Source organism: Streptomyces bicolor (assembly GCF_000719285.1).
Taxonomy (GTDB): Bacteria; Actinomycetota; Actinomycetes; order Streptomycetales; family Streptomycetaceae; genus Streptomyces; species Streptomyces bicolor.
In genome coordinates, this window is the sequence record NZ_JOFS01000011.1 from 102,570 (window position 1) to 125,646 (window position 23,077).

Genomic DNA, 23,077 nt, shown 5'->3' on the forward strand with positions numbered 1-23,077 from the left:
GCACGGTCGTCGGTGGGCCCACGGCTGGAGTGCCGTCGGGCCCGGCCCAGTTTTGCCCGTGCGTCCGCTCAGGCCGCGGTGTAGCCGAGCTGGCGTCTCATGAACGGCGTCATGAGCGTCTTCGCCTTGGCCAGGGTCGTGGTGCGGCTGCCGAGTACCGCCGTCTCGCCGCCCGGCACGGGCAGCAGGGTCACTCCGTCGGCCGGGCCGAACGGGACGATGATCGGGGTGCGGTGGACCGGCCGGTAGAAGCGGGGCTCCTTGCGGTGCTTTCCGCCGCTCTTCAGGTAGGCGCGGATGTTGTGCGCGGCCAGGTCGGCCTGGGCGAGGGCGGCCGGGGTGATCTTGAGCTCGGTGGCGTCGTTCACGTCGCCGACCGCGAACACGTCCAGCCATCCCTGGACGCGCAGCGCCTGGTCGACCTTCACATGGCCCGTCGGGTTCAGCCAGTCGCCGTGCCCGGCCAGCCGCAGCCAGAGCGTGTTGGGCGTGGTGCCGGTCGCCCAGAAGGAGTGGTCGGCCTCGATGATGTGGCCCTGGGCGTCGCGATAGGTGCCGAAGTCGAACCCGGGCGACATGAAGGCGTCCAGCCGCACTTCGACGTCGTGGGACTCCAGCCAGGTTCGCGCCTTGCGCCCGGCCCGTGTGCTGCCCGTGGAATGCAGCAGTTCCGGCCCGGAGTGCGCGAGCGTGACCCGGGCGTCCGGCCGGGCGAGGCGGATCTCGGCGCTGAGCTCGACTCCGGAGGGCCCGCCGCCGACGACCAGGATGTGCTCGGCGCCGGCGATCTGCTGCTGGTGCGTGGCGAAGGACTTCGCCGCCTCCTCGGCGGTGGTGCCGGTGAAGCGGGCCGGTTCGGGGTAGTCGGCGCCGGTGGCGATCACCAGCACGTCGTACGGGAGCCGCTCCCCCGTCGCCAGCACCACCTGGCGCTCGGTGGTGTCGATGCGAACCGCCTTGCCGACGGCCACGCGGCCGTTGGTCAGCAGCCGGTCGTACGGGATGAAGGGGGTGAACGACCAGTCAGGCCGAACTCCCGCGCGCAGGGAGGCGATGCGGTGGAAGAAGACGTCCTTGCGGTCCACGAGCGTGACGTGCGCCGTCGCGTCCAGTCGCTTGGCCAGCCGGACGCCGGCATAGCCGCCGCCGATGATCACTACGTCGCCGTCGAGCACGCCCGGTCTCCTGTGCTGGTGGGGGAAGAAGGAGCGGGCGCACGGCGGGTGGGCCGCCGTTGGCCACTCCCCTGTCGGCGAGCGTAGCGCTTGAAACTTAAAGAGGTTGCTGAGGCGAGGTGTGCGTTCTGTGAAAGATGGCCACGTGAGGTAACGCTGATCGGACAGACGCCGAGGCGAGTGCCAAGTGACGGGAGAAACGCCGACGTCCAGGCCGGCCCCTGCGGGCCTGCCTGGACGTCGGTGCGGATCGACCGGACTCAGCGAAGGTCGAAGCGGTCCGCGTTCATGACCTTGACCCACGCGGCGACGAAGTCGCTCACGAACTTCGCCTTCGCGTCGTCGCTCGCGTAGACCTCCGCGAGCGCGCGCAGCTCGGAGTTCGAGCCGAAGACGAGGTCGGCACGGGTGCCGGTCCACTTGACCGCGCCGGAGGCGTCACGGCCCTCGAACGTGGTCTGGTCCTCGGAGGTGGACTTCCAGGTCGTGCCCAGGTCGAGCAGGTTGACGAAGAAGTCGTTGGTCAGCTTGCCCGGGGTCTCGGTGAAGACGCCGTGCTTGGACCCGTTGCTGTTCGCACCGAGGACACGCAGGCCGCCGACGAGGACCGTCAGCTCGGGCGCGCTCAGGGCGAGCAGGTTGGCCTTGTCGAGCAGCAGGTACTCGGCCGGCAGGCGGTTGCCCTTGCCGAGGTAGTTGCGGAACCCGTCGGCGGCCGGCTCCAGCGCGGCGAAGGACTCCGCGTCGGTGTGCTCCTCGGTCGCGTCGACACGGCCCGGGGCGAACGGCACCTCGATGTCGTGACCTGCGTCCTTGGCGGCCTTCTCCACGGCGGCGGAGCCACCGAGGACGATCAGGTCGGCCAGGGAGACCTTCTTGGCACCGGAGGCGTTGAACTCCTGCTGGATGCCCTCGAGGGTCCGCAGCACCAGCGCGAGCTGGTCGGGGTCGTTGGCCTCCCAGTTGCGCTGCGGCTCCAGGCGGATGCGGGCGCCGTTGGCACCGCCGCGCTTGTCGCTGGAGCGGAACGACGAGGCCGACGCCCACGCGGTGCCGACCAGCTGCGAGACGGTCAGGCCCGACTCGAGGAGCTTGGCCTTGAGGGCCGTGACGTCGGCCGCGTCGATGGCCTCGCCCTCGGCCTGCGGCAGCGGGTCCTGCCACAGCAGGGTCTCCGCCGGGACCTCCGGGCCGAGGTACAGCGACTTCGGGCCCATGTCACGGTGGGTCAGCTTGTACCAGGCGCGGGCGAAGGCGTCCGCGAACTGGTCCGGGTTCTCGTGGAAGCGCTTCGAGATCTCACCGTAGATCGGGTCGAAGCGCAGCGAGAGGTCGGTGGTGAGCATCGTCGGACGGCGCTTCTTCGACGGGTCGTGCGCGTCCGGGATGATCTCCTCGGAGTCCTTGGCCACCCACTGCTTGGCGCCGGCCGGTGACTCGGTCAGCTCCCACTCGTAGCCGAAGAGGATGTCGAAGAAGTCGTTGCTCCACTGGGTGGGCTTGGTGGTCCAGGTGACCTCGAGACCGGAGGTGATGGCGTCGCCACCCTTGCCGGTGCCGTAGGTGGACTTCCAGCCCAGGCCCTGCTCCTCCATGGAGGCGGCCTCGGGGTCGTTGCCGACCGCGTCGGCCGGGCCGGCGCCGTGGGTCTTGCCGAAGGTGTGGCCACCGGCGATGAGGGCGACGGTCTCCTCGTCGTTCATCGCCATGCGGCGGAACGTCTCGCGGATGTCGCGGGCCGCGGCCAGCGGGTCCGGGTTGCCGTTCGGGCCCTCCGGGTTGACGTAGATGAGGCCCATCTGGACGGCGCCGAGCGGGTTCTCCAGCTCGCGGTCGCCGCTGTAGCGCTGGTCGTCGAGCCAGGTGGTCTCGGGACCCCAGTAGACGTCCTCGTCGGCCTCCCAGACGTCGGCGCGGCCGCCGCCGAAGCCGAAGGTCTCGAAGCCCATCTGCTCCAGGGCGACGTTACCCGTGAGGATCATGAGGTCGGCCCAGGAGATTGACTGGCCGTACTTCTTCTTCACCGGCCACAGCAGACGGCGGGCCTTGTCCAGGTTGCCGTTGTCCGGCCAGCTGTTCAGCGGCGCGAAGCGCTGCTGACCACGACCGCCACCGCCGCGGCCGTCGCTGATGCGGTAGGTGCCGGCGCTGTGCCAGGCCATACGGACCATCAGCGGGCCGTAGTTGCCGAAGTCGGCCGGCCACCAGTCCTGCGAGGTGGTGAGCACCTCGGCGATGTCCCGTTTCACGGCCTCGAGGTCCAGGGCCTGGAACGCCTCGGCGTAGTCGAACTCCTCACCGAGCGGGTTCGCGACGACGGGGTCCTTGGCGAGGATCTTCAGGTTGAGCCGCTCCGGCCACCACTGACGGTTGCCGCCGCCCTGCGTGGGGTGCGCGGCGCGACCGTGCGCCACGGGGCAGCCACCGGTGCCCTCAGCCTTCGCGTCAGTGACGATCGCATCGGGGTTCTCAGCCATGGGAAACCTTCCGAACTAGGTGAATCACAGTGCTCGGGGTGCACTGTTGGCGGTGGAACATTCAGGGCACAGGCCCCAGTAGATGACCTCGGCCTCATCGATCGAGAAGCCGTGGTCGTCGGACGCGGTCAGGCACGGCGCCTCGCCGACCTCGCAGTCGACATCGGCGACGACACCGCACGACCGGCATACGACGTGGTGGTGGTTGTCGCCGACACGCCCCTCGAACCGGGCCGGGCTGCCCGCCGGCTCGATACGGCGTATGAGTCCCGCCGCCGTGAGCGCGTGGAGGCCCTCGTACACGGCTTGCAGGGAGACATGACCCACGCGATCACGCACCCCGGAGGCGATGGCCTCGACGCCGAGGTGGTCACCGGATCGCACAGCCTCCAGCAGCGCGACACGCGCGGCGGTCACCCGCAGGCCGGCACCGCGCAGCTCCTCGGCGGGGGTCGGTGTCTGGGATGCGGTCATGGCGACAACCTACCTCGCTAAACACGAATGATTCAAGAAAACGAACGATGAAAGTTTGGTGCGGGCATGGGCCCACCGACGGGTCCGTCGGGTCGGCGCCCCTTCGGCCGACGGGGATCACCCAGGCGCGCCGGACGAACCACGCTCTCTCCCCTTTTTCCGTCCGCTAGCGCACATGCCGCACCCCCAACGTCCCCCAAAGCGCGAAAAAACACCTCTCCCTGCATCGCGACATGCCTTTCCGTCAAGACCTCGACGTGGCCGACATCCCACTCGTACTCGATGGAGGTACATCGCATGCTCGGCAGACACACCGCGGCCGGCCGCCGCGTCGCCCTGACCGCTCTCGGCACCCTCGTCCTCACCGGGGCCACCTCGGCCGCCACGGCCGCACCGCCGCCGGTGCCCGCGTCCACGGCCGCGCAGACCCTCGGGGCCGACCGGCCGCCCGCGGCGGTGCTGCGCGCCATGGAGCGTGATCTGAAACTGAAGCCGGGTCAGGCGGCGGAGCGGCTGGTCAACGAGGCGGAGGCGGGCGCCCGTGCGGGCCGCCTCCGCAACGCCCTGGGCACGCACTTCGCGGGGGCCTGGGTGCGAGGAGCGACCTCCGCCGAGCTCACCGTCGCCACCACCCATGCAGCCGACGTGTCCGCCATCGAGGCCCAGGGCGCCAAGGCGGCGGTCGTCAAGCGGCCGTTGACCGAGCTCCAGTCGGTGAAGAGCAAGCTCGACGCGACCGCCCGCAAGGTCAAGACGCGGGACACACCGGTCTGGTACGTGGACGTACCGGCCAACCGGGTCGTCGTACAGGCGATCAAGCGGTCGGCCGCCACCGCCTTCATCGAGGCCGCCGACCTCCAGGGCAAGGGCGTGGGCATCCGCGTCTCGGCGGTACGGCCGCGGCTGCTGGCGGACGTGGTCGGCGGCGACGCCTACTACATCGAGAGCTCCGCCCGCTGTTCCGTCGGATTCTCCGTCACCAAGGACGACCAGCAGGGCTTCGCCTCGGCGGGTCACTGCGGCAACCGGGGCGACTCGACCGCCGGCTACAACCTGGCGGACCAGGGCACGTTCCAGGCGTCCACGTTCCCCCGCAAGGACATGTCCTGGATCGCCGTCAACAGTGACTGGACCACGACGGCCGACGTGAAGGGCGCGGGTGGCCAGCGCACGCAGGTCACCGGATCGGTCCAGGCGCTCGTCGGGGCGTCGATCTGCCGCTCCGGCTCCACCACGGGCTGGCACTGCGGCACCATCTCGCAGCACGACACGAGCGTCAGCTACGCCCAGGGCACCGTCAACGGCGTCACCGAGACCACGGTGTGCGCCGAACCGGGTGACTCCGGCGGCCCCTACATCTCCGGAACCCAGGCGCAGGGCGTGACCTCCGGCGGCTCGGGCAACTGCACGAACGGCGGCACCACCTTCTACCAGCCCATCAACCCGATCCTCAGCGACTTCGGCCTCGTCCTGAAGACCGCGCCCACCGAGCCCGGAACCCCGGCTCCGGAGGACAACGCCGTGGACACCTGGACCGCGGGCCGCGTCTACGAGGCGGGCGCGACCGTGACCCACGCGGGTGTGCGGTACCAGTGCCTGCAGTCCCACCAGGCACAGCGCGGCTGGTCGCCGGTCGCGACGCCGGCCCTGTGGCAGCGGCTGTAGGAGTCGTACGGCCGTGGCGGTGCGGGGGCCGGCCCCCGCACCGTCCGCTCCGCATCCGAGGCTGCCCGCCCGCAGGCACGCCAGGGCCCGTCTCTCCCGGACGGGCTCTAGTCCTGCGCGAGGAGCGCGTAGGCGGTGGCGACGAAGGGGTCGCGGGCGCGGAATCGGCGGGTGCACAGCGCGACCAGGGCCGTGCCCGTGTCGGGCCTGAAGCCTAGGAACGCCTGCTGGCCGAGTGTCGCCCCGCTGTGGAAGTACATCGGCCCGCCGTTCGTGGGGTGCCGGAACCACGCCACTGTGTGGATGTGCCGGCGATCCAGTCCTCGCCGGAGCACCGGTGTGCGCACCGCCCGCAGTGCGTCGGCGAGCGGGGAGCCGGCCGGGTCGAGGTGGGCCTCGAGGAACGTCAGCAGGTCGTGCGGGGTGGCGCGGACGGCACCCGCCGCCGCGAACCCGCCGGCGTCGAAGGCGAGGGTGGGCGTGCGCCCGTCCTTGCCGTGTCCTACGGCGTCGGCCTTCGGATCCGCCGCCGCCAGGGCGGTGCCGCTCAGGCCGAGCGGACGCAGCACATGGGCGCCGAGCAGCTCATCCCACTGCGTGCCGGTCGCCGCGGCGACGGCGTGACCGAGCACGGCGACGCCGAAGTTGGAGTAGTGCCACCGGGTGCCGGGCCGGTGCCGGGGGCGATGGCGCAGGAACGCGCCGGTCACCCGCTCGGCCGGATAGCGACCGTAGGGGTTGGTGCGCCAGGCGGGAAGCGCCCGCACATAGAAGTCGCCCGGCAGGGCGGGCAGTCCGGCGGTGTGCGTGATGAGGTGGGCGAGCGTCACCGGAGCCGGGCCGCCGCGCCGGTGGGGGTCCAGGCAGGAGGCGGCCGGCTCGCCCCCGGTCAGCAGGCCGCGCTGGATGAGCCGGGCCAGCAGGAGTCCGGTGAACGCCTTCGACGCCGAGCCGATCTCGTAGCGCAGGTCCTCCCGCGGGACCGGCGGGGGCGAGGCGGTGCCACCGCAGTGCAGGGTGCGGCGACCGGACCGGGAGACGGCGAGGACGACGTCGGGCGCGTCCACGGCGTCGACCGCGCTCACCAGCCGCTCGCGCAGCGCGTCGTCGCTGCCCGGAGTGGTGCCGAGGGCGCCGCGCGCCCCCGCTTCGTCCGCCTTGTCCGCCTCATCCGCCTCGTCCGGATCGTCGGCGGCGCCCGGCCAGGGCGTGGACCGGCCGGTCATTCGGTGGCGTGCGTCAGCTCGGCGAGGGCGCGCGAGGTGGCCAGCATGGAGGCGAACGCGGCGACCAGCGTCGGGTGGTAGACGATGTCGAACACCTCGTCCGGTTCGCCCTCGGGCATCGTCCGTACGGCCGGCATGGCGCCGTCCGGCTGCTGCGCGGCGGCGAAGCCCCGCCAGGCCCGTTCGTCCAGGGTGGGGCGGGGCAGGCAGGCGTCGACGACGAGGAGTTCGCCGAGCAGGTCCCAGCGCTCCAGGTCCAGCCAGTCGTCGATCCAGACCGGCAGCCAGGTGGCGAGGTAGTCGGCGATGTCCGGCGGCAGGCCTTCGGGGTGCTCTCCCCAGTCGGTGAGGTGGAACACCGTGTGGGTGACGTCGTAGGCGATGTGCCCGCTGACCGTCCAGGGCTCGGGCGTCTGTCCCAGCCAGGTGGAACCGACGCTGTCCGCCTCGGGGACGCGGGGGACGAGGCCGAAGCGGCGCTGGAACGCGGACAGTCCGAGGCGGCGGGTCGGGTCCAGTTCGAGGGCGGCCCAGCTGTCGAGCCGGTGGTAGAGGACGGTGGCGCGCTCAACTTCGGGCTCGCTGTACCCGAGTTCCTTGTACGGGAGGTACACCTCGAACGGGATGGGCGACAGCGGTTCGACGCGCTGGCCGCGCACCAGCATGCGACCGCCGTCCAGTGTGTTGCGCCAGGTGTGGTCGAGGAGCCGACGCGCGAGGTCGGCCTGCCGCGATCCGGCCACGCCCTCGCGGAACAACACCCGGCAGATCAGGGCCAGTTCGCCGACCGGCTTGAAGCGCTCCAGGAAGCCCACTTCGGGATCGACGTCGGGCTCCAGGCGGAATCCGTCGCGATGGGCCCACAGCCACTCCAGGGCGCGGACGCCGACGGTGTGCATGAGACGGGTGTCGGTCATGCTGGCACTCCTTCGGCGGCAAGGCACTTGACGGTCTGTGCCGCCGCGAAGGCGGCCATCAACGTGGAGTGGTAGCAGCGGCGGAAGTCCGGCTCCCGGTCCGCTCCGGGGTCGCCCGGGAGGTCCTGCTCCGGGAGCGCGCCGGACGGGTGCTGGGCCCGCGCGATGCGGGTCCAGGCGTGGTGCAGGGTCGCCGGGTCGGTCGGGCCCGGGAGGCTGCCGGCCACCACCAGCAGCTCGCAGCTCAGGTCCCACATCCCGGCGTCCAGGCAGGTGTCGAGCCAGGGCGGCAGCCAGTGGGCGAGGTAGGCGGCGAGATCGCCGGGGACGCCCGCGGGGAGGCGGCCCCAGTCGGTGAGGTGGAAGACGACGTGGGTGAGCGCGTATCCCGACGAGCGCTCGAAGGTCCACGGTTCCGGAAGTCCGCCCAGCCAGGTGCGCCGCAGCGTCTGCGCGGCCCGCTCCGGCCGGTGGATGCCGCTGCGCCGCTCGGCTCTCAGGACGCCGAGCCGGCGGGTCGGTTCGTGCTCGGTGAGCCGCCAGCTTCGGGTGCGGGCCGTCGTGGCGGCGGCGGCCTCGTACCCGGCGTGCCGCAAACCGGCCGAGGCGAAGACGGAGTAGATCTCCAGGGGGTAGGTCGCGAAGGGCTCCAGCCGCTGGAGGCGGAGGAACAACTCGCCCCGGCCGGTCTGTTGCCAGGCGAACCGCAACAGATCGGCAGCGCGGGCATGCAGGGGATCGGTCGGCTGTGTGTGCGCGCGTACGCTCGCGCAGGTCTGGGCCAGTTCGCCGAGCGGTTTCCAGGTGGCGTCCACGTGGCCGTCGAGGGTGAGCGCGTCCTCGCCCAGGGCGAAGTCGTCGCGGTGCGCCGACAGCCACGCGAACGCGGCGGCTCCCACCTCGCGGATCTCGTCGACGCCCGGGGCGGTGATGCCTCCGGCGGTCATACGAGGGCTCCGGCCGTCCGCATGACGCGGGCCGCCTGTACCTGAAGGGCCACCCGGGGGTCGTTGCCGCCCATGAGTTCCACGAAGTCCAGCCCGGCTTCGAGGCCGAGCGTGTCCGGCACTCCGTCGAGCAGGGTGAGCCAGCGTCCCGCGCCGGCCGCCTGTTGCCAGTCCCTGCGCCGCACGGCCCGTACGAAACCCCGGGCCACGTCGACCGGGCGGCGCCGGGCGGCGCGGACCACGGCACAGTCCTCCGCGGGTACCGCGAGCGGTGCCAGGACGGCGAGTTGATGGGTGAGCGCCTGCCAGGTCGCCTCGTCGAGCCAGCCGGCGTCGGGTTCGGCGGCCTCGTCCTCGAAGGACGCGCCGGGTGCTCCGGGCGCACCGGACAGGGGCGTGTCGAACCGTCGCAGGGTCCGACTCATCGCCCAGTGGCTCCACTTGACGGTGGGGGCCGCGTCGGCGCGGGGTGGGAAGGTCTCCACCGTCTTCCGGAACACGGCGAGTGCCGCCGGGTCGGGCGGGGAGGGGAAGAGTACGTGCGGCAGCAGCAGATCCGCTCCCAACACGCGTACGGCCGCGAGGTCGAGGCTTCCCTCGATCTCGTCCACCGCTCCGGTGCCGGACATGCGCAGGTGGTCTCCACCCCGAAGGGCGGAGACCACGTCGGACGCAAGGTCCTGCACCGCGCCCTGCAAGAGGGCCGAAGTGCCTGACTGCTCCATTCAGCCTGCTCCTGTCGGTCCGCTCAGCCCTTCTTGGGGCGGGGGGTCGGCGGGGACAGCAGCAGCTTGGTGTCCGCCGAGAGCAGCGCCAGGGCGGCGCATTCACGGCTGTCACGGTAGACGCCGTCCGGTTCAGCGGGGTCGAGTGCCGCTTCGAGGTCGCTCCGGACGCCGGTGATGTCCTCGATCGCCTTGTCAATGGAAGGCATAACACCATCTCCTCTGGGTTAGCCATAGCCTCCACAACCAAGGTCACCACATCGCCACAGAGCACGCATCTTTTCCCAGAAGTGGACATAGGTCACTTCCAAAACATCGCAGACTTTCCCACCAGCGCGTGAACTGCGGGCGTCACCCCGGGCGGCGTGGACGCCGTTCAGCTGTACACCGCCAACTCCCCTGCTGCAGGCGTCAGTTGGCGTCAGTTGCGCCCCCGCTGACACCTACACCTGCGTGTCGCACTGTGGGGAGACGCAGTTCACACACAGCGCCCTGTCACACGGCGTGGGTGGCTCCGGTCATTCATGCGTATGCCGTCGCGCGACAAGGAGATCACCGTGGAATCGCGTCAGCAGCGCGGATTCGTGCCGGACATGATCATCGGAACCTCGGTGGGTGCCCTCAACGGGGCCATTGCGGCCGCCCACCCCGACCGGGCCGCGCCGTGGTTGAACCATGTGTGGACGCAGCTGCGCCGACTGATCGCCCGGGCCGGACTGCCGTCGCGGATCGAGCAGTTGGCGGTCCCGTTCACGGCCATGGACCTGGGCACCGGCGCCCCGGTCCTGCTCGACCGCGCAGACCTCGAGTCCGGGCTGCCGGCCGGCGTGGTGGTGGTGTCGACCGGGCCGGAGAGTTCGCCGCCCCGCCCTGTCGGTCCGCGCCTCCGTGCCGGTGCGATCGCCGCCCGGGCCGGGACGCTGCTGTTGCGCCATCAGATCGAGCGTGACCCGGGCCAGTACCGGGTCGACGAACCTTCGGCGACGCCCGCCGGTCCGGGCGGGGCATCGACTTCTTCCGTGGTGGAGGCCGGGCTGTGAGTACCATCGCGTTCCTCAACATCGGCATGCACGGGCACGTCAACCCGACGCTGCCGGTCGTGGCCGAGCTGGTCCGGCGCGGCCACACCGTCACGTATCGCACCTCACCCGCGTTCCGTGCGGCGATCGAGGCCGCCGGTGCGAAGGTGTACCTCTACCCCGGGGGCGACCCGCCTCTCCCCGATCCGCCGACACCGGTCACGCTGCTGGAGTCCCTGGCGCGCACCACCGTCCGTCTGCTGCCCGCTGTGCTGGACGACCTGCGCCGCGGCCGGCCCGACCTGATCGTCCACGACAGCTCCTGCCCGTGGGGCGCGGTCGCCGCCCGCGAGCTCGGTGTGCCGGCGGCCTCCTCGTTCACCACGTTCGCCTTCAACCGGCATGTCCCGAGCCCCACCAGCGGCTCGTGGGACCTGCTCGCCATGGCGCGGAAACAGCCCCGCAGCGTCCAGGGTTATCTGCGCTCCCGCTGGGCGCTGCACCGCCGCTTCGACGCGCGCGGGCTGCCCGTGCTCGACTTGCTGAACATCCGCCGGCCGCTCAATCTGGTCTACACCTCGCCGGCCTTCCAGCCCGCCGTCGAGCACTTCGACGGGTCCTACCGTTTCGTCGGCCCCAGCATCGGCGCCCGCCCGGTCGACCCGTCGTTCGAGACCGACCGGCTACGGGATCCGGTGCTGTACGCCTCGCTGGGCACCGTGTTCAACGCCGGCCCCGAGCTGCTGCGCACGTTCGCCCTCGCGCTCGCCCCCCTGGGCGGCACCGTGATCGTCTCCACCGGCCAGACCGATCCTGAGGCGCTGGGACCGTTGCCGGCGAATGTGCTCCCTCTGCGCTTCGTGCCGCAGCCGCAGGTGCTGGCCCGCGCGGCCCTGTTCGTCACCCATGGCGGGATGAACAGCGTCAACGAGGCCATGTACGCCGGGGTCCCAATGCTGGTGGTGCCGCAGGGCGCCGACCAGCCGATGATCGCCCGTCGCGTCGTCGAACTCGGCGCGGGCCTGTCGATCCGTACCCAGGATGTCGCCACGGGCTCCGTGCGTTCCCTCGCCCGGCACCTGTTGCACGAGCCGGGGTTCCGCACAGCCGCGACCGCCCTCAAGGCCGCCCAGCACGACGCGGGTGGATATCGACGGGCCGCCGACGAGCTCGAGCGGTACGCGCGAACGGCCGACCGGGTCCGTCGGCCGGTCCCCGCCGATCCGTCGCGGCGAGGCTGAGCGATGTCCGCCGTCGTCGTCCTGCTGCTGTTCGGCGGGCTGTCGGAGGCCGCCGGCCGCATCCTGCCCCTGCTCGTGCGTCGGCCCGGCATGCCACCGACTCTGGTTGCTGGGTCGCTGCTGGCCGCCGGCCTGGTCGAGGCGGCCGTGTTCGCACTGTGGCCGCTGACCGCGTGGACCCTGGCCGAGCTGGTGGTGTCCGCTCCCCCGCCGGGCGACGGCCTGGAATGGACACCGGGCCTGGTCGCGCCGCTGGTGCTCTCCGCCGTCCTGGCCTTCCCGCTGCTCGGGCCGCTGCTCCACCTGCTGCGCTTCGTGGGGCTCGGGGCCGGCCTGGCCGGTCCGCTCGCTGCGGCGAGCGGGCTCGGCTGGTGGGGCGCCGCCGGCTGTGTGGCCGCCGCCGGGGCCGGACTCGGGATCGCTGTGGAGGCCGTACGGCGTCTGGTCGTGAGGATCAGTGCGCCCCGGACGACGGAGTCGATCGTATGAACGACTTCCTGCTGTGGGCGTGCGTGCTCGGGCCGGTCCTGCTCGCCGAGGGCCTGCTGGCCCGCTACGAGGTGCTGGTCTACAGCGCCGGCTTCCGGGCCACCACGACCGATCTCCCCGCGGGCATGCCCTACGCCCGGGGCGCGGCCGCCGACCGGCCCCCGGACGCCTACCTGGTCTACCTGGACGGCATCGGCAAGCGCCGCGTCCGTGACACCCGGGACGGCGGCCGGCTGGTCCGGGCCGTGCTCGCCGGAGCGCCGGAGCTGCGGGTGCTGGGGCAGGTGCAGCCGTACTCACCGCTGGCCGACCCGCTGGCCGACCGTCCGGTGTGGGCGTGGCTACGCCGCCACATCGGGCTGCTGCTGTTCCTGCACAACGTCATGCAGATCTTCGTCGCCGCCGACCACCGGTACCGCCCGCTGTACAACCGGGCCGTCGGCTCCCAGATCGCCACGCAGCTGCGGCTGGCCGGCTACCGGCCGGGCAGCGGTGTCCCCGTGGTGCTGCTCAGTTACAGCGGCGGCGCGCAGGTCGCCACCGGCGCGGTCGACGAACTGCACACGCGGCTTCACTGCCCGGTCACGGTGATCATGCTCGGCGGCTTCCACAACGGCGCCAACGACCTCACCCATGCCGAGCAGGTGCATCAGCTCACCAGCGCGTACGACCGGATCGAGCGGGTCGGCACCTGGCTCTTCCCGCAGCGCAGGCGCCTGTTCCGGCGCAGTGGATGGAACCGCGCCCGCCGCGCCGGGAAGATCACCGTGCACCGGCTGGAGCCGGCCACCCACCTCGGGCCGCGCAGCTACATCAGCCCGGAGGAACGGCTGCCGGACGGCCGAAGCCACCTCGATCGCACGACCGACACCGTGATCGCGCTCATTCGCGCCCGGTGCGAAGCGGCCGCGGCCGGCGAGAACCCGGCGCCGTGAGAGCGCCTGCCGGCGCGACGGCCCGGGTCAGCTGTCGGGTCCCGCCTGGAGGGCGGCGGCCCGGTCGTCGTCGAGACCGGCGACCAGGCCGCGCAGGAGGGGGCCGTACTCCGGGTGGGCGAGCGCGAACGCCATCTGGGCGACCAGGTAGTCGGCCGGGTTGCCGGTGTCGTACCAGCGTCCCTTGATGACCTGGCCGTACACCGCGCGGGTGGCGGCGTAGGCGTTGATGGCGTCCGTGAGGTAGACCTCGCCGGTCCGGTGCTCGTACCAGCGGCGGGTCTGCTCGCGCAGTTCGTCGATGATGCCGGGGGTGATGACGTAGCCGCCGATGGCCGCGTACGACGACGGGGCGGCGACGGGCTCGGGCTTCTCGACCAGACCGGTGATGCGCAGCTGGCCGTCCCCGAGGTCTTCCTTGACGATGGGCACGCCGTAGCGCTGGGATTCGGTCGGGTCCATCGGCATGAGGGCCAGCACCGGGCAGCCGGTCTGCTCGTAGGCCCTGATCAGCTGCTGGGCGCGGGGGACCTCGGCCACGAAGACGTCGTCGGGCCACAGCACCAGCACGGGCTCGTCGCCGAAGGAACGGGCGGCGTTCAGCACGGGGGTGCCGTTGCCGTACGGACCGTACTGGTCGAGGTAGGTGATGTGGCCCCGGCGGGCCAGTTCCGCGACCTCCTCGACCGCGTCGGCGTACGCCGTCTTGCCGTCCTCGCGAAGCTGCTCGACGAGCGCGGGGTTGGGGCGGAAGTGGTCCTGGATGAGGCTCTTGCCGCCGGAGACCACGATGGTGATGTCGGTGATGCCGGAGTCCACCAGCTCGCGCACGGTGTGCTCGATGACCGGCTTGTCGCCGACCGGGAGCATCTCCTTCGGTGTCGCCTTCGTCAGGGGCAGCAGTCGGGAGCCGAGTCCGGCGGCGGGGATCACAGCCCTGCGGATCGTCGGGGACATCACATCTCTCTCGGTCGATCGGCGCACCGCACCGGTGGGCACGGCACATGGCCGACGCTACCAACGCCTGCCGCGGCCCCGCCGGTCGCCCTTTTCGCCGGCTGTCGCACCACCTCGGGGGACGCGCCGGGGGCCGTGGACCTACCCGATGCTCGACCGCCTGGCAGCGGGTCCAGCTGTCACAGATGAGCCACCTGACCGGTCTTTTTTACATGCTCCCCCTGTTGCCAGATGTCTCCGTTGCTCCTTCAGCCCGGGAGCCACCGGATGCCTGCGAGATCAGTGCCGAGCTCTACGACAGCCTGCAAGCGGACCAGGACAGGGCACGTGTACGCCGGTTCTACGGCCGCGATGTCCGCCTCGCCCGCCGGGGTGTGCTGGACGTGGGCGCCGGCACCGGGCGGGTGACGCTCGTGAGCCTCGCGCAGTCGCGGGCTCCCGTGCACGCCGTCGAGCCCTCGCGTTCCATGCGGTCGCTGTTGATGACCCGGCTCGCAGCGCTCCCCGTGGACGTGAGAGCGCGCGTCACCGTGCACCCCCGCAGACTCGACGAGGCCGTCCTGCACGAGGTGGCCGACGTGGCCGTATGCCACAACACCGTCGCCTGCCTTCGACCCGCCGCGCGCCGGGCCCTGTGGCCGCCCGGCGCCGACGCCCTCGTGCCCGGAGGAGTGTTCCTCGTCCAGCTCCCGCCCGACCGCATGCCCCGGGATGAGGTCACATACCTCCTCCCGGCGCAGAAGGTCGGCCGGCACGAGTACGCGGTACGCATGGTGATGCCGGCCGCCGCGGACCGGATCCGGACCCGCTTCGACTACTGGGTGCGGGGCGGGAGCGGTGTGCTGCGCGAGTACACCGAGACGTTCTGGATGTGGCCGGCCTCCCGTGCGGAAGTGATCGGGGAACTGCTGGGATCCGGGTTCCTTCCGCGCCCCGGTCGGGATGATCCGGCCGTGCCGGCCGTACGTCTCCGCCGGCGCTGACGGGTGCCCCGCCAAGCCCGGTCCGGCGGCGCGCGCCCTGCCGTGCCCGCTTGTAGCCTGGTCGTCCAGGACGGGAGGACATCCATGCGCGCCGAGGACGACGCAGGCTCCCTCGACCGGGCGACCAGGCAGTTCATGACGGCGCGCCCCCAGCTCTTCGGCATCGCGTACCGCGTGCTCGGCAGCGTCACGGAGGCCGAGGACATCGTCCAGGACGCGTGGTTGCGGTGGCAGAAGACCGACCGCGCCGAGATCCAGGAGCCGACGGCGTTCCTGGCGACCGTCACGACCCGTCTGGCGATCAACCTCGCCCAGTCCGCCAGGATGCGCCGTGAGTCGTACGTCGGACCGTGGCTTCCGGAGCCGGTCGACACCCGTACGGATCCGCAGCTGGGTGCGGAGCGGGCCGAGGCACTCGACCTGGCGGTGCTCCTCCTCCTCGAGAAGCTCAACCCCGTGGAACGGGCCGCCTATGTGCTGCGGGAGGCCTTCGACTACCCGTACCGGCGGATCGCGGAGATCCTGGAGACGAGCGAGGCCAATACGCGCCAGCTGGTGACCCGTGCCAGGAAACACCTGGCGGCGGAACGCAGCGCGCCGGTCAGCTCCACCGCTCACCGGCGCCTTCTGGAGGTGTTCCTCGCCGCGGCCCGGACCGGCAGCCTGGCGGAGCTGGAGGACGTCCTGACCGAGGACGTGGTCAGTTACTCCGACGGCGGAGGCATGCGCGGAGCCTCCAGGATCCCGGTCGTGGGGCGGCTCCGTGTCTCCAGGTACCTCGCCGCCTTCGCCCCGCGGTTCTGGCCCCCGGCGGACGTTCGCTGGGTCGAGGCCAACGGCAGGCCGGCCGTCCTCGTCTCCGCAGACGGCAACGCGGTGGCGCTGCTCTGCGTCGATGTGTCGGCACGGGGCGTCGAACGCATCATGTGGGTCATGAATCCGGCCAAGCTGGCTCCCTACGTGGCCTCGCTGGCCGACTGAGGGCCACGCGGCGCGGGGTCTGTCCGTCACAAGGTGGGTGGCTGGTCGGTCAACCAGCTGTCCCGGACCGGGAGTTCCTCCGCGCGGCAAGAGGGTGCGTCCAATGAGACCGTCGCCTTCGGGCGGGACCCGGAGGACGGCGGCTGCCTGTTGCACATCGACCTGGTGGTCAGGTGGCCGGACGTCGACCCCGAGATCGCCGCTCCGCTCCTGGAGAAGGCCGACTCGGTGTGCCCTTACGCGAGGATGGCCTGGCAGGGAACACCGACGACCATCACGCCGGCGTCCTGACCGGCATCGATATCCGAACCCCGGTCGACCGAGTGCCACGGCCAAGTCGCCCACCCTGCGCCATCGCCTGGATTGCCGCAGAATGAGGGGCTGTGCGGATCCACCGACGGCCCGGTCGTGATGAGTGACGACCCCCTGATCGGAGAAGACCGTGGCTGTCACCGAACAACGTCTTTCCACCATGGTGCTGGTGATCGGCACCGGCGGGGCCGGTCCCCCACCGAGGGAAAACTTGCCGAACGACCTGACGGCGCGGCGGGAGAAGAGCTTTCTCGATTCCCGCTCGTCGACTGTCACACGCAGAGACCCTGTCCTGTCTGTTCTGGTGCAGACCGAATTTTTCTCCGAGAGGAATCCGCTATGAAGGTCGTCGTGATCGGTGGAACCGGGCTGATCGGTTCGAAACTGGTCGGCAAGCTCAACGAGCACGGGCACGAGGCCGTCGCGGCCTCGCCCAACACCGGCGTCAACACCCTGACGGGCGAGGGTCTCGCCGAGGTCCTGGAGGGCGCGTCGGTCGTGGTCGACGTGTCCAACTCGCCCTCGTGGGAGGACGACGCCGTCCTGAACTTCTTCCGCACCTCCACGGCCAACCTCCTCGAGGCGGAGGCCGAGGCCGGCGTGACGCACCACGTGGCGCTGTCCGTGGTCGGCACCGACCGCCTCCAGGAGAGCGGCTACTTCCGGGCCAAGCAGGCCCAGGAAGACCTGATCAAGGCGTCCGGCAGGCCGTACTCCATCGTCCACGCCACCCAGTTCTTCGAGTTCATCAAGGGGATCGCGGACCTCTCGACCGACGGGGACACCGTGCGTCTGTCGCCCGCCAAGATCCAGCCCATCTACTCCGACGACGTGGCCGCGGCCGTCGGCCGCACCGCGGTCGGCACTCCCGTCAACGGCGTGGTGGAGGTCGCGGGTCCTGACGTGTTCCAGCTCGACGAGCTGATCCGCAAGGCACTCGCCGCCAAGAACGACCCCCGCACGGTCGTCACGGACCCGAAGGCCCCGTACTCCGGAGCCCAGTTGGAGGAGAACACCCTGCTGCCGGGTCCGGACGCGGACATCGCCCCGACCAAGCTGTCGGAGTGGTTCGCGCAGCAGTGAATTCCGTGCGGGTTCACTGAATACGGTCCACTGGCTGCCGGAGATCCGGCTGTACGGATGGCCGAACCCCCCCTCAGGACGTACGGGGCACGCTGCGCCGGCGTCAGTGTCTGCGTCAGCAGGTGAACCGCCCGTTCAACGCGGGGCGGAGGCCTTCGCGGAACGCGCGCGGCGGGAACTCCAGGCCACGGGGGCCACGACCCGCAGACGCACGGTCACGGCACAAACGGCCCCCCAGAAGGCGCAGATCGCGCGCCTCGCCGGCGACGGGCCATTGGTGTCGTTCCTGTTCCGGCTGATGTCACGGGAGCAGCGCCCGTCCGGTCTCATTCGGTGGACGTGCTGTGGGGCTGTGCGGGAGACGGAGGAATGCCGTATGACGGGTACGGACGACGCCGTACCGATCGCGGAGCTGCTCGATGAACGACGGCATCTGCTGTGACAGGGTCTGCCGGCGCGGATCGCCACCGGCGCTCGCAGGTCACCCCTCACGGATCCTGTGACCAGGCGTTCCAGGCGGACTCAAGACGGGTGTGCACGGTGAAGCGTGGATCGCTGCCGACGCAGTCGCGGATTCGGTCCGCAGCGCCCACGAGATGGAACCGCGCCCCGGGGTGATCGGGGAACAGGGCCCGTACGTCGCCTCTGGCCACCCCGCCGTCGCAGTGCAGTTCCCGCAGGTCGAGGAAGAACTCGCGGGCTCCGGCCATGGCACGGTCGTACAGCCCCCGCCGGATGTGGGGCTGCGTTGCGGGACCGAGGAATCCACCCACCGCGATCCACACCCGTGGCGGGGCCTCGGCCAGCGCTCGCATCCGTATGATCATGGTCCCCATTCGGCGCTCCCCGTCCGCCCAGGCCCGGCGGAGGTGACTTGGTTGCCGGACCTGGCTGCGTCACTCATTCGGCCACGTCCGCTCCGGACCGCGGTGGCCGCACGAGCGGTGCTTTCCCAACCTCCTCGCACCCTTCACAGGTGAAGCGTCGCGGTCCGGGCAGCGTGCGTACGCCAGGGTGCATACGCAGGACCGGTGAGTGAGAGGCGCCTACGAGGGTGAGCCGACGGCGACTTCGTCGACGATGTGCTGGTACTCCTCCTGAGCCGGGGCGGCAACACGCTCCTCGCGGCCGCGCCTCCCGTTGAGCGACATCCAGATCGGGCAGGAGTCGACGGTGTCGGCATCCACGGTGTGCCCGGTGATCCTGCGGCCGGTACGCGCCTCGTACACATCGATGCGGTAGCGGGCCCGGTAGAAGGTCAGGCTCGCCTCGCCCCCCTCATACATGCAGACCAGGTCGAGCTCGCGTCGGACGATTCGGCTGCACACCACCAGCTGAACGTCATCGGGGTCCGGCTCGCCGGATCGGCCGGCCGGGGCCGTGACCACCGGGTCGGTGCCCTTCTCCTCATCGATGAGGACCACGGGATGCGGGCCGCTCCCGCCGTAAGGCGCCGCCTTGGCGTACGAGGCGCCAGGGTGGGTGCACAGCCGCCCGAAGTCACGCAGATAGTACGGCCGGCTGACCATGACGACGTCACCGAGCGAGGACAGCGCGACCGCCCACACCACCACGCCCGCCACGGTCACCAGCCCCGCTCCCGCGAGAACCCGCCGACCCGGCGGTGTCGGCACAGGCTCCCGGAGTTCGACCGCCTGGACCAGCGCTTCACGGTCGGTCACGGTACGGAAGGTGACGTACCGCTGCTTGCCGCCGTCGAGCCACGAGAGCCGCCAGGCCCCCTTCCCGGCCTCGCCTCCCGCCACGGGGCCGACTCCCTCCACCGCGTCCCAGGCGACGGCGATCGTCTCCGTTCCTCCCCCTCCCACCAGCAGACCGCCGTCGCATACCGCGTACCAGCGACTCCCGGCCCGCCCGATCAGCCAATACACAAAGCCGCCCCAGGAACCCACCAACCAGAGGAACACCGCGACGGGTCTGACGCCCGGGTCGAAGTCCAACTCGGACAAGGCCTCGATGAGGAACAGCACCATCGCCCAGTCGAAACCGAGCTTGGCGATCACCAGGACCAGCGCAGACCGGCGCTCACGGTGCACCCGCCGCACCTCACCGAACCCGTACCGCGTCGCCGACCCCGACAGTGAACGCCGTAGCCGCCACTGCCCCATGTGCCCTCCCCAGTGGGACTTCCCGTCGTTTTTTCCTTCCGCCAGCCTCGAGTGCGGCGCGAGATCGAGTCGCGGCATATCGGCACGGTAGCCGCGCGGTGCCGGGACCGGTCCCGCGGAGTACGGCACGGCCGGCGCCAATTGCCGTGTCCGCGCTGGTCAGTGAGTTGGCATTGGGTGATCGGTGGGTCACCCGGCCAACTTCTCTGTGTCATCTGCCAGTACGGCGGCCGGACGGGGCGAAGGAAGACTCTCTGCCACGACCGCGGCCCGGCGCGCCTGTGCATCCGGAACGCCGGCGCGGCCACGTACGGGACGAAGCACAGAAGGGGGCAGCACATGAGCGTGCAGCAGTACGACGAGATCGGCGAGGCGTTCGAGGGATTCAAGTCCCTGCCGTTGATGCGTTACGGGGAGGTGCCCAGCTTCCTGGGCCTGGTCGGGGACGTGCGCGGCAGGTCGGTTCTCGATGTGGCGTGCGGTACCGGTTTCTACAGCAGGGAGTTCAAGCGGCGCGGCGCCACCGAGGTCCTCGGCGTCGACATCTCCGTCGAGATGATCGCCGCCGCGCGGCAGATCGAGCAACGTGACCCGCTGGGTGCGCGCTACGAGGTAGGTGACGTGGCCGAACTGCGGCCGCTCGGCCGGCGCTTCGACATCGCGGTGGGAGTGCAGTGCCTCAACTACGCCGAGGACATCGCGGCGATGGAGCGGATGTGTCACAACATCCACCGGAGCCTGGTGCCGGGCGGGGAGTTCTTCGTGTTCTGCCAGAAGCCCGACTACCGGTTCGACTGCGCGTCCCTGGACAGGTACGGCTTCCGCTGCGAGCCCACCGGAGAGGAATCCGAGACGGGCCCGCGTGTGCGGGTCACCGCTCTCCTCGAGCCGCAGCCGATCAGCATCGTCTCCACGGTCCCGCGCCGCGAGGTGTACGAGGAGTGTCTGCGGGCGACCGGGTTCAGCGCCGTGGAGTGGGTTCCGCTGCAGATCTCCGAAGCCGGTATCCAGGAGTTCGGCGAGGACTTCTGGGCGGACCTCCTCGCGCACCCGCCACTGGAGATGCTCCGCTGCCGCGCCTGACCGGCCGACCGGCCTGACCAGTGCCCCGGTGGAGGATGGCGGACCTTGAACCGGGCCTACCTGTCCGGCCTCGCCGACTTCACCGGTCCGGCCGGCGACGCCACCCGGCCCAGGCCCGGCCGGGTGGCCGCCCGCGCGATCCACCGGCAAGGCATCTCGACTCACCGTCCCGAAGCTGGCACCGTAAACCGGCATGAAGTTGAACGAAGGCGGACAAACAGAAAGCTCGGTGCGCTGGAGACTCGTGCTGGCCAGCACCACCATGCTCTTCGTCGAGCTGGCGCTGATCAGATGGGCGGGCGCCAACGTCGTCCACCTCAGCTACTTTTCGAACTTCATCCTGCTGGGATCGTTCCTCGGGATCGGCATCGGATTCCTGATCCCCGCCGCGCGCGGGCAGTGGCTCAAACGCTGGACGCCGATCCCGCTCGCGCTTCTCGTCGTCCTGGTGCGCGCGTATCCGGTGCAGGTGCGTCAGAGCAGCAGCGAGGTCATCTACTTCACCGCCGTGAAGACCACCGGCCTGCCCCAGTGGGTGACCCTGCCGGCCATCTTCCTGCTGACCGCCGTGATCATGGCGGGAATCGGCAAGATCACCGCCGATCTCTTCCGGCAACTCCCCTCGCTTGACGCCTACCGCTACGACCTGCTCGGCAGCATCGCCGGCTCGGTCTCCTTCGCCGTACTGTCGTGGCTCCGCGCCCCCTCGGTCGTGTGGGGCGTACTCGCCGCCGCGGCCCTGCTGGTCCTCGGCGGGCGCCGCAACACCCTGCTGTACGGGATCCCCCTCACGGCGATGGTCGCCGCGCTGTTCCTGGAGACGACCACGACCGGTGTCTCCTGGTCGCCCTACTACAAGATCCAGCTCAAACCCTCGCCGACCGCCACCCGCACCTACTACATCTCCGCCAACGGCGTCCCCCACCAGAGCACCGCGCCACTCCCGGTGCTGATGCGCGAGAACTCGCCGTACCGGCAGGCGTACGACCAGACACCCCAGAACCCGCACAAGCGCGTGCTGATCATCGGGGCCGGCAACGGCAACGACGTCGCCGTCGCGCTGGCGCACGGAGCAGAGCGGGTGGACGCGGTCGAGATCGATCCCCGCCTGCAGGAGATCGGCGCGACGTTGCACCCCGCCAGGCCCTACGACGACCCCAGAGTGCACACCTACATCGACGACGGACGCGCGTTCCTGGAGCGGACCGACGCCAAGTACGACCTCATCGTCCTGGCCCTCCCGGACTCCCTGACCCTGGTGTCGGGTGCGAGCAATCTGCGGCTCGAGAGCTACCTGTTCACCCGGCAGGCGTTCGAGGCCGCGCGCGATCACCTGGCGCCGGACGGCGCATTCGCCATGTACAACTACTACCGCAAGAGCTGGTTGGTGGACCGCTTCGCCGGCGACCTCGACAGCGTCTACGGCCACGCACCCTGCATGACGACGTTCAAACGGAACGCGGCCGTGCTGGTGGCCGGGATGACCCCTGCCGACCAGTCCTGCAAGCAGGTCTGGCAGCCCAGCGGCCCGGTCCCGGCGGCCGCGAGCGATGACCACCCCTTCCCGTATCTGCTCCACCGGGGCATCCCCACGCTCTACCTGGGTGCCCTGGGCGCGATCCTGCTGGTGACGCTGCTGTCGGTGCGCCTGACCGGGGTTCGCATCCGCAGCACGTTCCGGTACTTCGACATGTTTCTGCTGGGCGCGGCCTTCATGCTGCTCGAAACGAAGAACGTGATCGGCTTCGCGCTCTACTTCGGTACGACGTGGCTGGTCAACGCCCTCGTCTTCTTCGGTGTTCTGCTCTCCGTCCTCGCGGCGGTCGAGGTCCGGCGCCGAATGCGACAGGCCAACCAGTTGCTGTTGCAGCTCCTCCTGTTCGGCTCCCTCGCCGTGGCCTGGCTCGTTCCCACGCAGGCCGTGCTCTCACTGCCCTTCGCCGGACGTCTGGCCGCCGCCATCGCCCTGGCCTTCGCCCCCATCTTCTGCGCCAACCTCATCTTCTCGGACCGCCTCGCACAGGCCCCCGACCCGACAGCCGCGTTCGGGGCGAACCTGCTGGGGGCGCTGACCGGGGGCGCGCTGGAGTACCTGGCTCTGGTGACGGGCTATCAGGCGTTGCTGCTGGTCGTCGCCACGCTGTACCTGGGGGCATGCGTCGCCATGCGGTTCACCCGGAGGGGGCCGGGCGGGCAGGCGACGCAGGTGCCGGAGGAGACGGTGGCCGCCAAGACCTGAGCGACACGGATCGGCGGCCG

General features: G+C 70.8%; 24 protein-coding genes. 13 read left to right on the forward strand and 11 right to left on the reverse strand.

What is annotated here, in order from left to right; genetic code table 11:
* Positions 1-68 precede the first annotated feature (68 nt).
* The 3 genes from IF78_RS0117355 to IF78_RS0117365 form a co-directional block, all read right to left on the reverse strand.
* Positions 69-1,175, reverse strand: coding sequence for an NAD(P)/FAD-dependent oxidoreductase (locus IF78_RS0117355; protein ID WP_031482314.1), 1,107 nt, complete (start codon positions 1,173-1,175; stop codon positions 69-71).
* A gap of 260 nt (positions 1,176-1,435) precedes the next feature.
* On the reverse strand, positions 1,436-3,652 hold the full coding sequence (gene katG, locus IF78_RS0117360; RefSeq protein WP_031482316.1) for a catalase/peroxidase HPI: 2,217 nt from the start codon (positions 3,650-3,652) through the stop codon (positions 1,436-1,438).
* A 24-nt stretch (positions 3,653-3,676) separates the two neighbouring features.
* Positions 3,677-4,126: a Fur family transcriptional regulator gene (locus IF78_RS0117365; RefSeq protein ID WP_031482318.1), complete on the reverse strand. Its 450-nt coding sequence runs from the start codon at positions 4,124-4,126 to the stop codon at positions 3,677-3,679.
* A gap of 297 nt (positions 4,127-4,423) precedes the next feature.
* Between IF78_RS0117365 and IF78_RS0117370 the strand changes: the two genes are divergently transcribed.
* The gene (locus IF78_RS0117370) at positions 4,424-5,791 is read left to right on the forward strand and encodes an alpha-lytic protease prodomain-containing protein (RefSeq protein WP_031482320.1); all 1,368 of its coding nucleotides are present in this window, start codon (positions 4,424-4,426) and stop codon (positions 5,789-5,791) included.
* 107 nt (positions 5,792-5,898) lie between these two features.
* Here IF78_RS0117370 and IF78_RS0117375 read toward each other — a convergent pair whose 3' ends face one another.
* Genes IF78_RS0117375 through IF78_RS0117395 form a run of 5 tightly spaced genes read right to left on the reverse strand, consistent with a single transcriptional unit; the run spans position 5,899 to position 9,815 of the window.
* The gene (locus tag IF78_RS0117375; RefSeq protein ID WP_031482322.1) at positions 5,899-7,017 is read right to left on the reverse strand and encodes a serine hydrolase domain-containing protein; all 1,119 of its coding nucleotides are present in this window, start codon (positions 7,015-7,017) and stop codon (positions 5,899-5,901) included.
* Entirely contained in the window at positions 7,014-7,934 is a 921-nt protein-coding gene (locus IF78_RS0117380) for a DUF6895 family protein (protein ID WP_031482324.1), read from the reverse strand. The genes IF78_RS0117375 and IF78_RS0117380 overlap by 4 nt, the downstream gene beginning before the upstream one ends.
* On the reverse strand, positions 7,931-8,881 hold the full coding sequence (locus tag IF78_RS0117385; protein ID WP_051827964.1) for a DUF6895 family protein: 951 nt from the start codon (positions 8,879-8,881) through the stop codon (positions 7,931-7,933). The genes IF78_RS0117380 and IF78_RS0117385 overlap by 4 nt, the downstream gene beginning before the upstream one ends.
* On the reverse strand, positions 8,878-9,606 hold the full coding sequence (locus IF78_RS0117390) for a hypothetical protein (RefSeq protein ID WP_031482328.1): 729 nt from the start codon (positions 9,604-9,606) through the stop codon (positions 8,878-8,880). Before IF78_RS0117390 ends, IF78_RS0117385 begins: the two co-directional genes overlap by 4 nt.
* Positions 9,607-9,629: 23 nt before the next feature.
* A complete protein-coding gene (locus IF78_RS0117395) occupies positions 9,630-9,815 on the reverse strand; it encodes a hypothetical protein (RefSeq protein ID WP_031482330.1) in 186 nt (61 codons plus the stop codon).
* Positions 9,816-10,163: 348 nt separating this feature from the next.
* On the opposite strand from IF78_RS0117395, the gene IF78_RS0117400 reads away from it, so the two are divergent.
* Genes IF78_RS0117400 through IF78_RS0117415 form a run of 4 tightly spaced genes read left to right on the forward strand, consistent with a single transcriptional unit; the run spans position 10,164 to position 13,290 of the window.
* Positions 10,164-10,646 carry a patatin-like phospholipase domain-containing protein gene (locus tag IF78_RS0117400; protein ID WP_234439823.1) on the forward strand — a complete coding sequence of 161 codons (483 nt, stop codon included), beginning with the start codon at positions 10,164-10,166 and terminating at the stop codon, positions 10,644-10,646.
* Entirely contained in the window at positions 10,643-11,866 is a 1,224-nt protein-coding gene (locus IF78_RS0117405; RefSeq protein WP_031482334.1) for a macrolide family glycosyltransferase, read from the forward strand. Before IF78_RS0117400 ends, IF78_RS0117405 begins: the two co-directional genes overlap by 4 nt.
* Before the next feature lie 3 nt (positions 11,867-11,869).
* Positions 11,870-12,355 (forward strand): hypothetical protein, encoded by a 486-nt coding sequence (locus IF78_RS0117410; protein ID WP_031482336.1) that lies wholly within the window; start codon positions 11,870-11,872, stop codon positions 12,353-12,355.
* Entirely contained in the window at positions 12,352-13,290 is a 939-nt protein-coding gene (locus tag IF78_RS0117415) for a hypothetical protein (RefSeq protein ID WP_031482338.1), read from the forward strand. Before IF78_RS0117410 ends, IF78_RS0117415 begins: the two co-directional genes overlap by 4 nt.
* Before the next feature lie 27 nt (positions 13,291-13,317).
* Here IF78_RS0117415 and IF78_RS0117420 read toward each other — a convergent pair whose 3' ends face one another.
* Positions 13,318-14,247, reverse strand: coding sequence for a UTP--glucose-1-phosphate uridylyltransferase (locus IF78_RS0117420; protein ID WP_031482340.1), 930 nt, complete (start codon positions 14,245-14,247; stop codon positions 13,318-13,320).
* A gap of 224 nt (positions 14,248-14,471) precedes the next feature.
* On the opposite strand from IF78_RS0117420, the gene IF78_RS0117425 reads away from it, so the two are divergent.
* From IF78_RS0117425 to IF78_RS47690, 6 genes are all read left to right on the forward strand, one after another.
* Positions 14,472-15,230 carry a class I SAM-dependent methyltransferase gene (locus IF78_RS0117425; RefSeq protein WP_234439824.1) on the forward strand — a complete coding sequence of 253 codons (759 nt, stop codon included), beginning with the start codon at positions 14,472-14,474 and terminating at the stop codon, positions 15,228-15,230.
* Between the two features lie 84 nt (positions 15,231-15,314).
* Positions 15,315-16,211: an RNA polymerase sigma-70 factor gene (locus IF78_RS0117430; protein ID WP_031482345.1), complete on the forward strand. Its 897-nt coding sequence runs from the start codon at positions 15,315-15,317 to the stop codon at positions 16,209-16,211.
* Between the two features lie 33 nt (positions 16,212-16,244).
* The gene (locus tag IF78_RS0117435) at positions 16,245-16,502 is read left to right on the forward strand and encodes an OsmC family protein (protein ID WP_234439825.1); all 258 of its coding nucleotides are present in this window, start codon (positions 16,245-16,247) and stop codon (positions 16,500-16,502) included.
* A 151-nt stretch (positions 16,503-16,653) separates the two neighbouring features.
* Positions 16,654-16,866, forward strand: a complete 213-nt coding sequence (locus IF78_RS48455; RefSeq protein ID WP_158751425.1) for a hypothetical protein — start codon at positions 16,654-16,656, stop codon at positions 16,864-16,866.
* Positions 16,863-17,606 carry an SDR family oxidoreductase gene (locus tag IF78_RS0117440; RefSeq protein WP_031482348.1) on the forward strand — a complete coding sequence of 248 codons (744 nt, stop codon included), beginning with the start codon at positions 16,863-16,865 and terminating at the stop codon, positions 17,604-17,606. The genes IF78_RS48455 and IF78_RS0117440 overlap by 4 nt, the downstream gene beginning before the upstream one ends.
* Before the next feature lie 106 nt (positions 17,607-17,712).
* The gene (locus tag IF78_RS47690) at positions 17,713-18,048 is read left to right on the forward strand and encodes a hypothetical protein (protein ID WP_107049956.1); all 336 of its coding nucleotides are present in this window, start codon (positions 17,713-17,715) and stop codon (positions 18,046-18,048) included.
* 46 nt (positions 18,049-18,094) lie between these two features.
* Here the strand turns inward: IF78_RS47690 and IF78_RS0117450 are convergent, their stop codons facing one another.
* Together IF78_RS0117450 and IF78_RS48905 are read right to left on the reverse strand one after the other, a co-directional pair.
* The gene (locus IF78_RS0117450; protein ID WP_031482351.1) at positions 18,095-18,442 is read right to left on the reverse strand and encodes a hypothetical protein; all 348 of its coding nucleotides are present in this window, start codon (positions 18,440-18,442) and stop codon (positions 18,095-18,097) included.
* 210 nt (positions 18,443-18,652) lie between these two features.
* Positions 18,653-19,735 (reverse strand): hypothetical protein, encoded by a 1,083-nt coding sequence (locus IF78_RS48905; protein ID WP_031482353.1) that lies wholly within the window; start codon positions 19,733-19,735, stop codon positions 18,653-18,655.
* Positions 19,736-20,074: 339 nt separating this feature from the next.
* On the opposite strand from IF78_RS48905, the gene IF78_RS0117460 reads away from it, so the two are divergent.
* Positions 20,075-20,818, forward strand: a complete 744-nt coding sequence (locus tag IF78_RS0117460; RefSeq protein ID WP_031482355.1) for a class I SAM-dependent methyltransferase — start codon at positions 20,075-20,077, stop codon at positions 20,816-20,818.
* Positions 20,819-21,011: 193 nt separating this feature from the next.
* Entirely contained in the window at positions 21,012-23,057 is a 2,046-nt protein-coding gene (locus IF78_RS0117465) for a spermine/spermidine synthase domain-containing protein (protein WP_051827969.1), read from the forward strand.
* Positions 23,058-23,077 lie beyond the last annotated feature (20 nt).

What these genes read in the sequence shown, in the direction of transcription:
- IF78_RS0117390 (WP_031482328.1), bottom strand. Translation starts at nt 9,606, where the DNA reads ATGGAGCAGTCAGGCACTTCGGCCCTCTTGCAGGGCGCGGTGCAGGAC.
- IF78_RS0117385 (WP_051827964.1), bottom strand. Translation starts at nt 8,881, where the DNA reads ATGACCGCCGGAGGCATCACCGCCCCGGGCGTCGACGAGATCCGCGAG.
- IF78_RS0117415 (WP_031482338.1), top strand. Translation starts at nt 12,352, where the DNA reads ATGAACGACTTCCTGCTGTGGGCGTGCGTGCTCGGGCCGGTCCTGCTC.
- IF78_RS0117420 (WP_031482340.1), bottom strand. Translation starts at nt 14,247, where the DNA reads ATGTCCCCGACGATCCGCAGGGCTGTGATCCCCGCCGCCGGACTCGGC.
- IF78_RS0117375 (WP_031482322.1), bottom strand. Translation starts at nt 7,017, where the DNA reads ATGACCGGCCGGTCCACGCCCTGGCCGGGCGCCGCCGACGATCCGGAC.
- IF78_RS0117440 (WP_031482348.1), top strand. Translation starts at nt 16,863, where the DNA reads ATGAAGGTCGTCGTGATCGGTGGAACCGGGCTGATCGGTTCGAAACTG.
- IF78_RS0117450 (WP_031482351.1), bottom strand. Translation starts at nt 18,442, where the DNA reads ATGGGGACCATGATCATACGGATGCGAGCGCTGGCCGAGGCCCCGCCA.
- IF78_RS0117395 (WP_031482330.1), bottom strand. Translation starts at nt 9,815, where the DNA reads ATGCCTTCCATTGACAAGGCGATCGAGGACATCACCGGCGTCCGGAGC.
- IF78_RS0117430 (WP_031482345.1), top strand. Translation starts at nt 15,315, where the DNA reads ATGCGCGCCGAGGACGACGCAGGCTCCCTCGACCGGGCGACCAGGCAG.
- IF78_RS0117370 (WP_031482320.1), top strand. Translation starts at nt 4,424, where the DNA reads ATGCTCGGCAGACACACCGCGGCCGGCCGCCGCGTCGCCCTGACCGCT.
- IF78_RS0117465 (WP_051827969.1), top strand. Translation starts at nt 21,012, where the DNA reads ATGAAGTTGAACGAAGGCGGACAAACAGAAAGCTCGGTGCGCTGGAGA.
- IF78_RS0117365 (WP_031482318.1), bottom strand. Translation starts at nt 4,126, where the DNA reads ATGACCGCATCCCAGACACCGACCCCCGCCGAGGAGCTGCGCGGTGCC.
- IF78_RS0117460 (WP_031482355.1), top strand. Translation starts at nt 20,075, where the DNA reads ATGAGCGTGCAGCAGTACGACGAGATCGGCGAGGCGTTCGAGGGATTC.
- IF78_RS0117410 (WP_031482336.1), top strand. Translation starts at nt 11,870, where the DNA reads ATGTCCGCCGTCGTCGTCCTGCTGCTGTTCGGCGGGCTGTCGGAGGCC.
- IF78_RS0117380 (WP_031482324.1), bottom strand. Translation starts at nt 7,934, where the DNA reads ATGACCGACACCCGTCTCATGCACACCGTCGGCGTCCGCGCCCTGGAG.
- IF78_RS48905 (WP_031482353.1), bottom strand. Translation starts at nt 19,735, where the DNA reads ATGGGGCAGTGGCGGCTACGGCGTTCACTGTCGGGGTCGGCGACGCGG.
- katG (WP_031482316.1), bottom strand. Translation starts at nt 3,652, where the DNA reads ATGGCTGAGAACCCCGATGCGATCGTCACTGACGCGAAGGCTGAGGGC.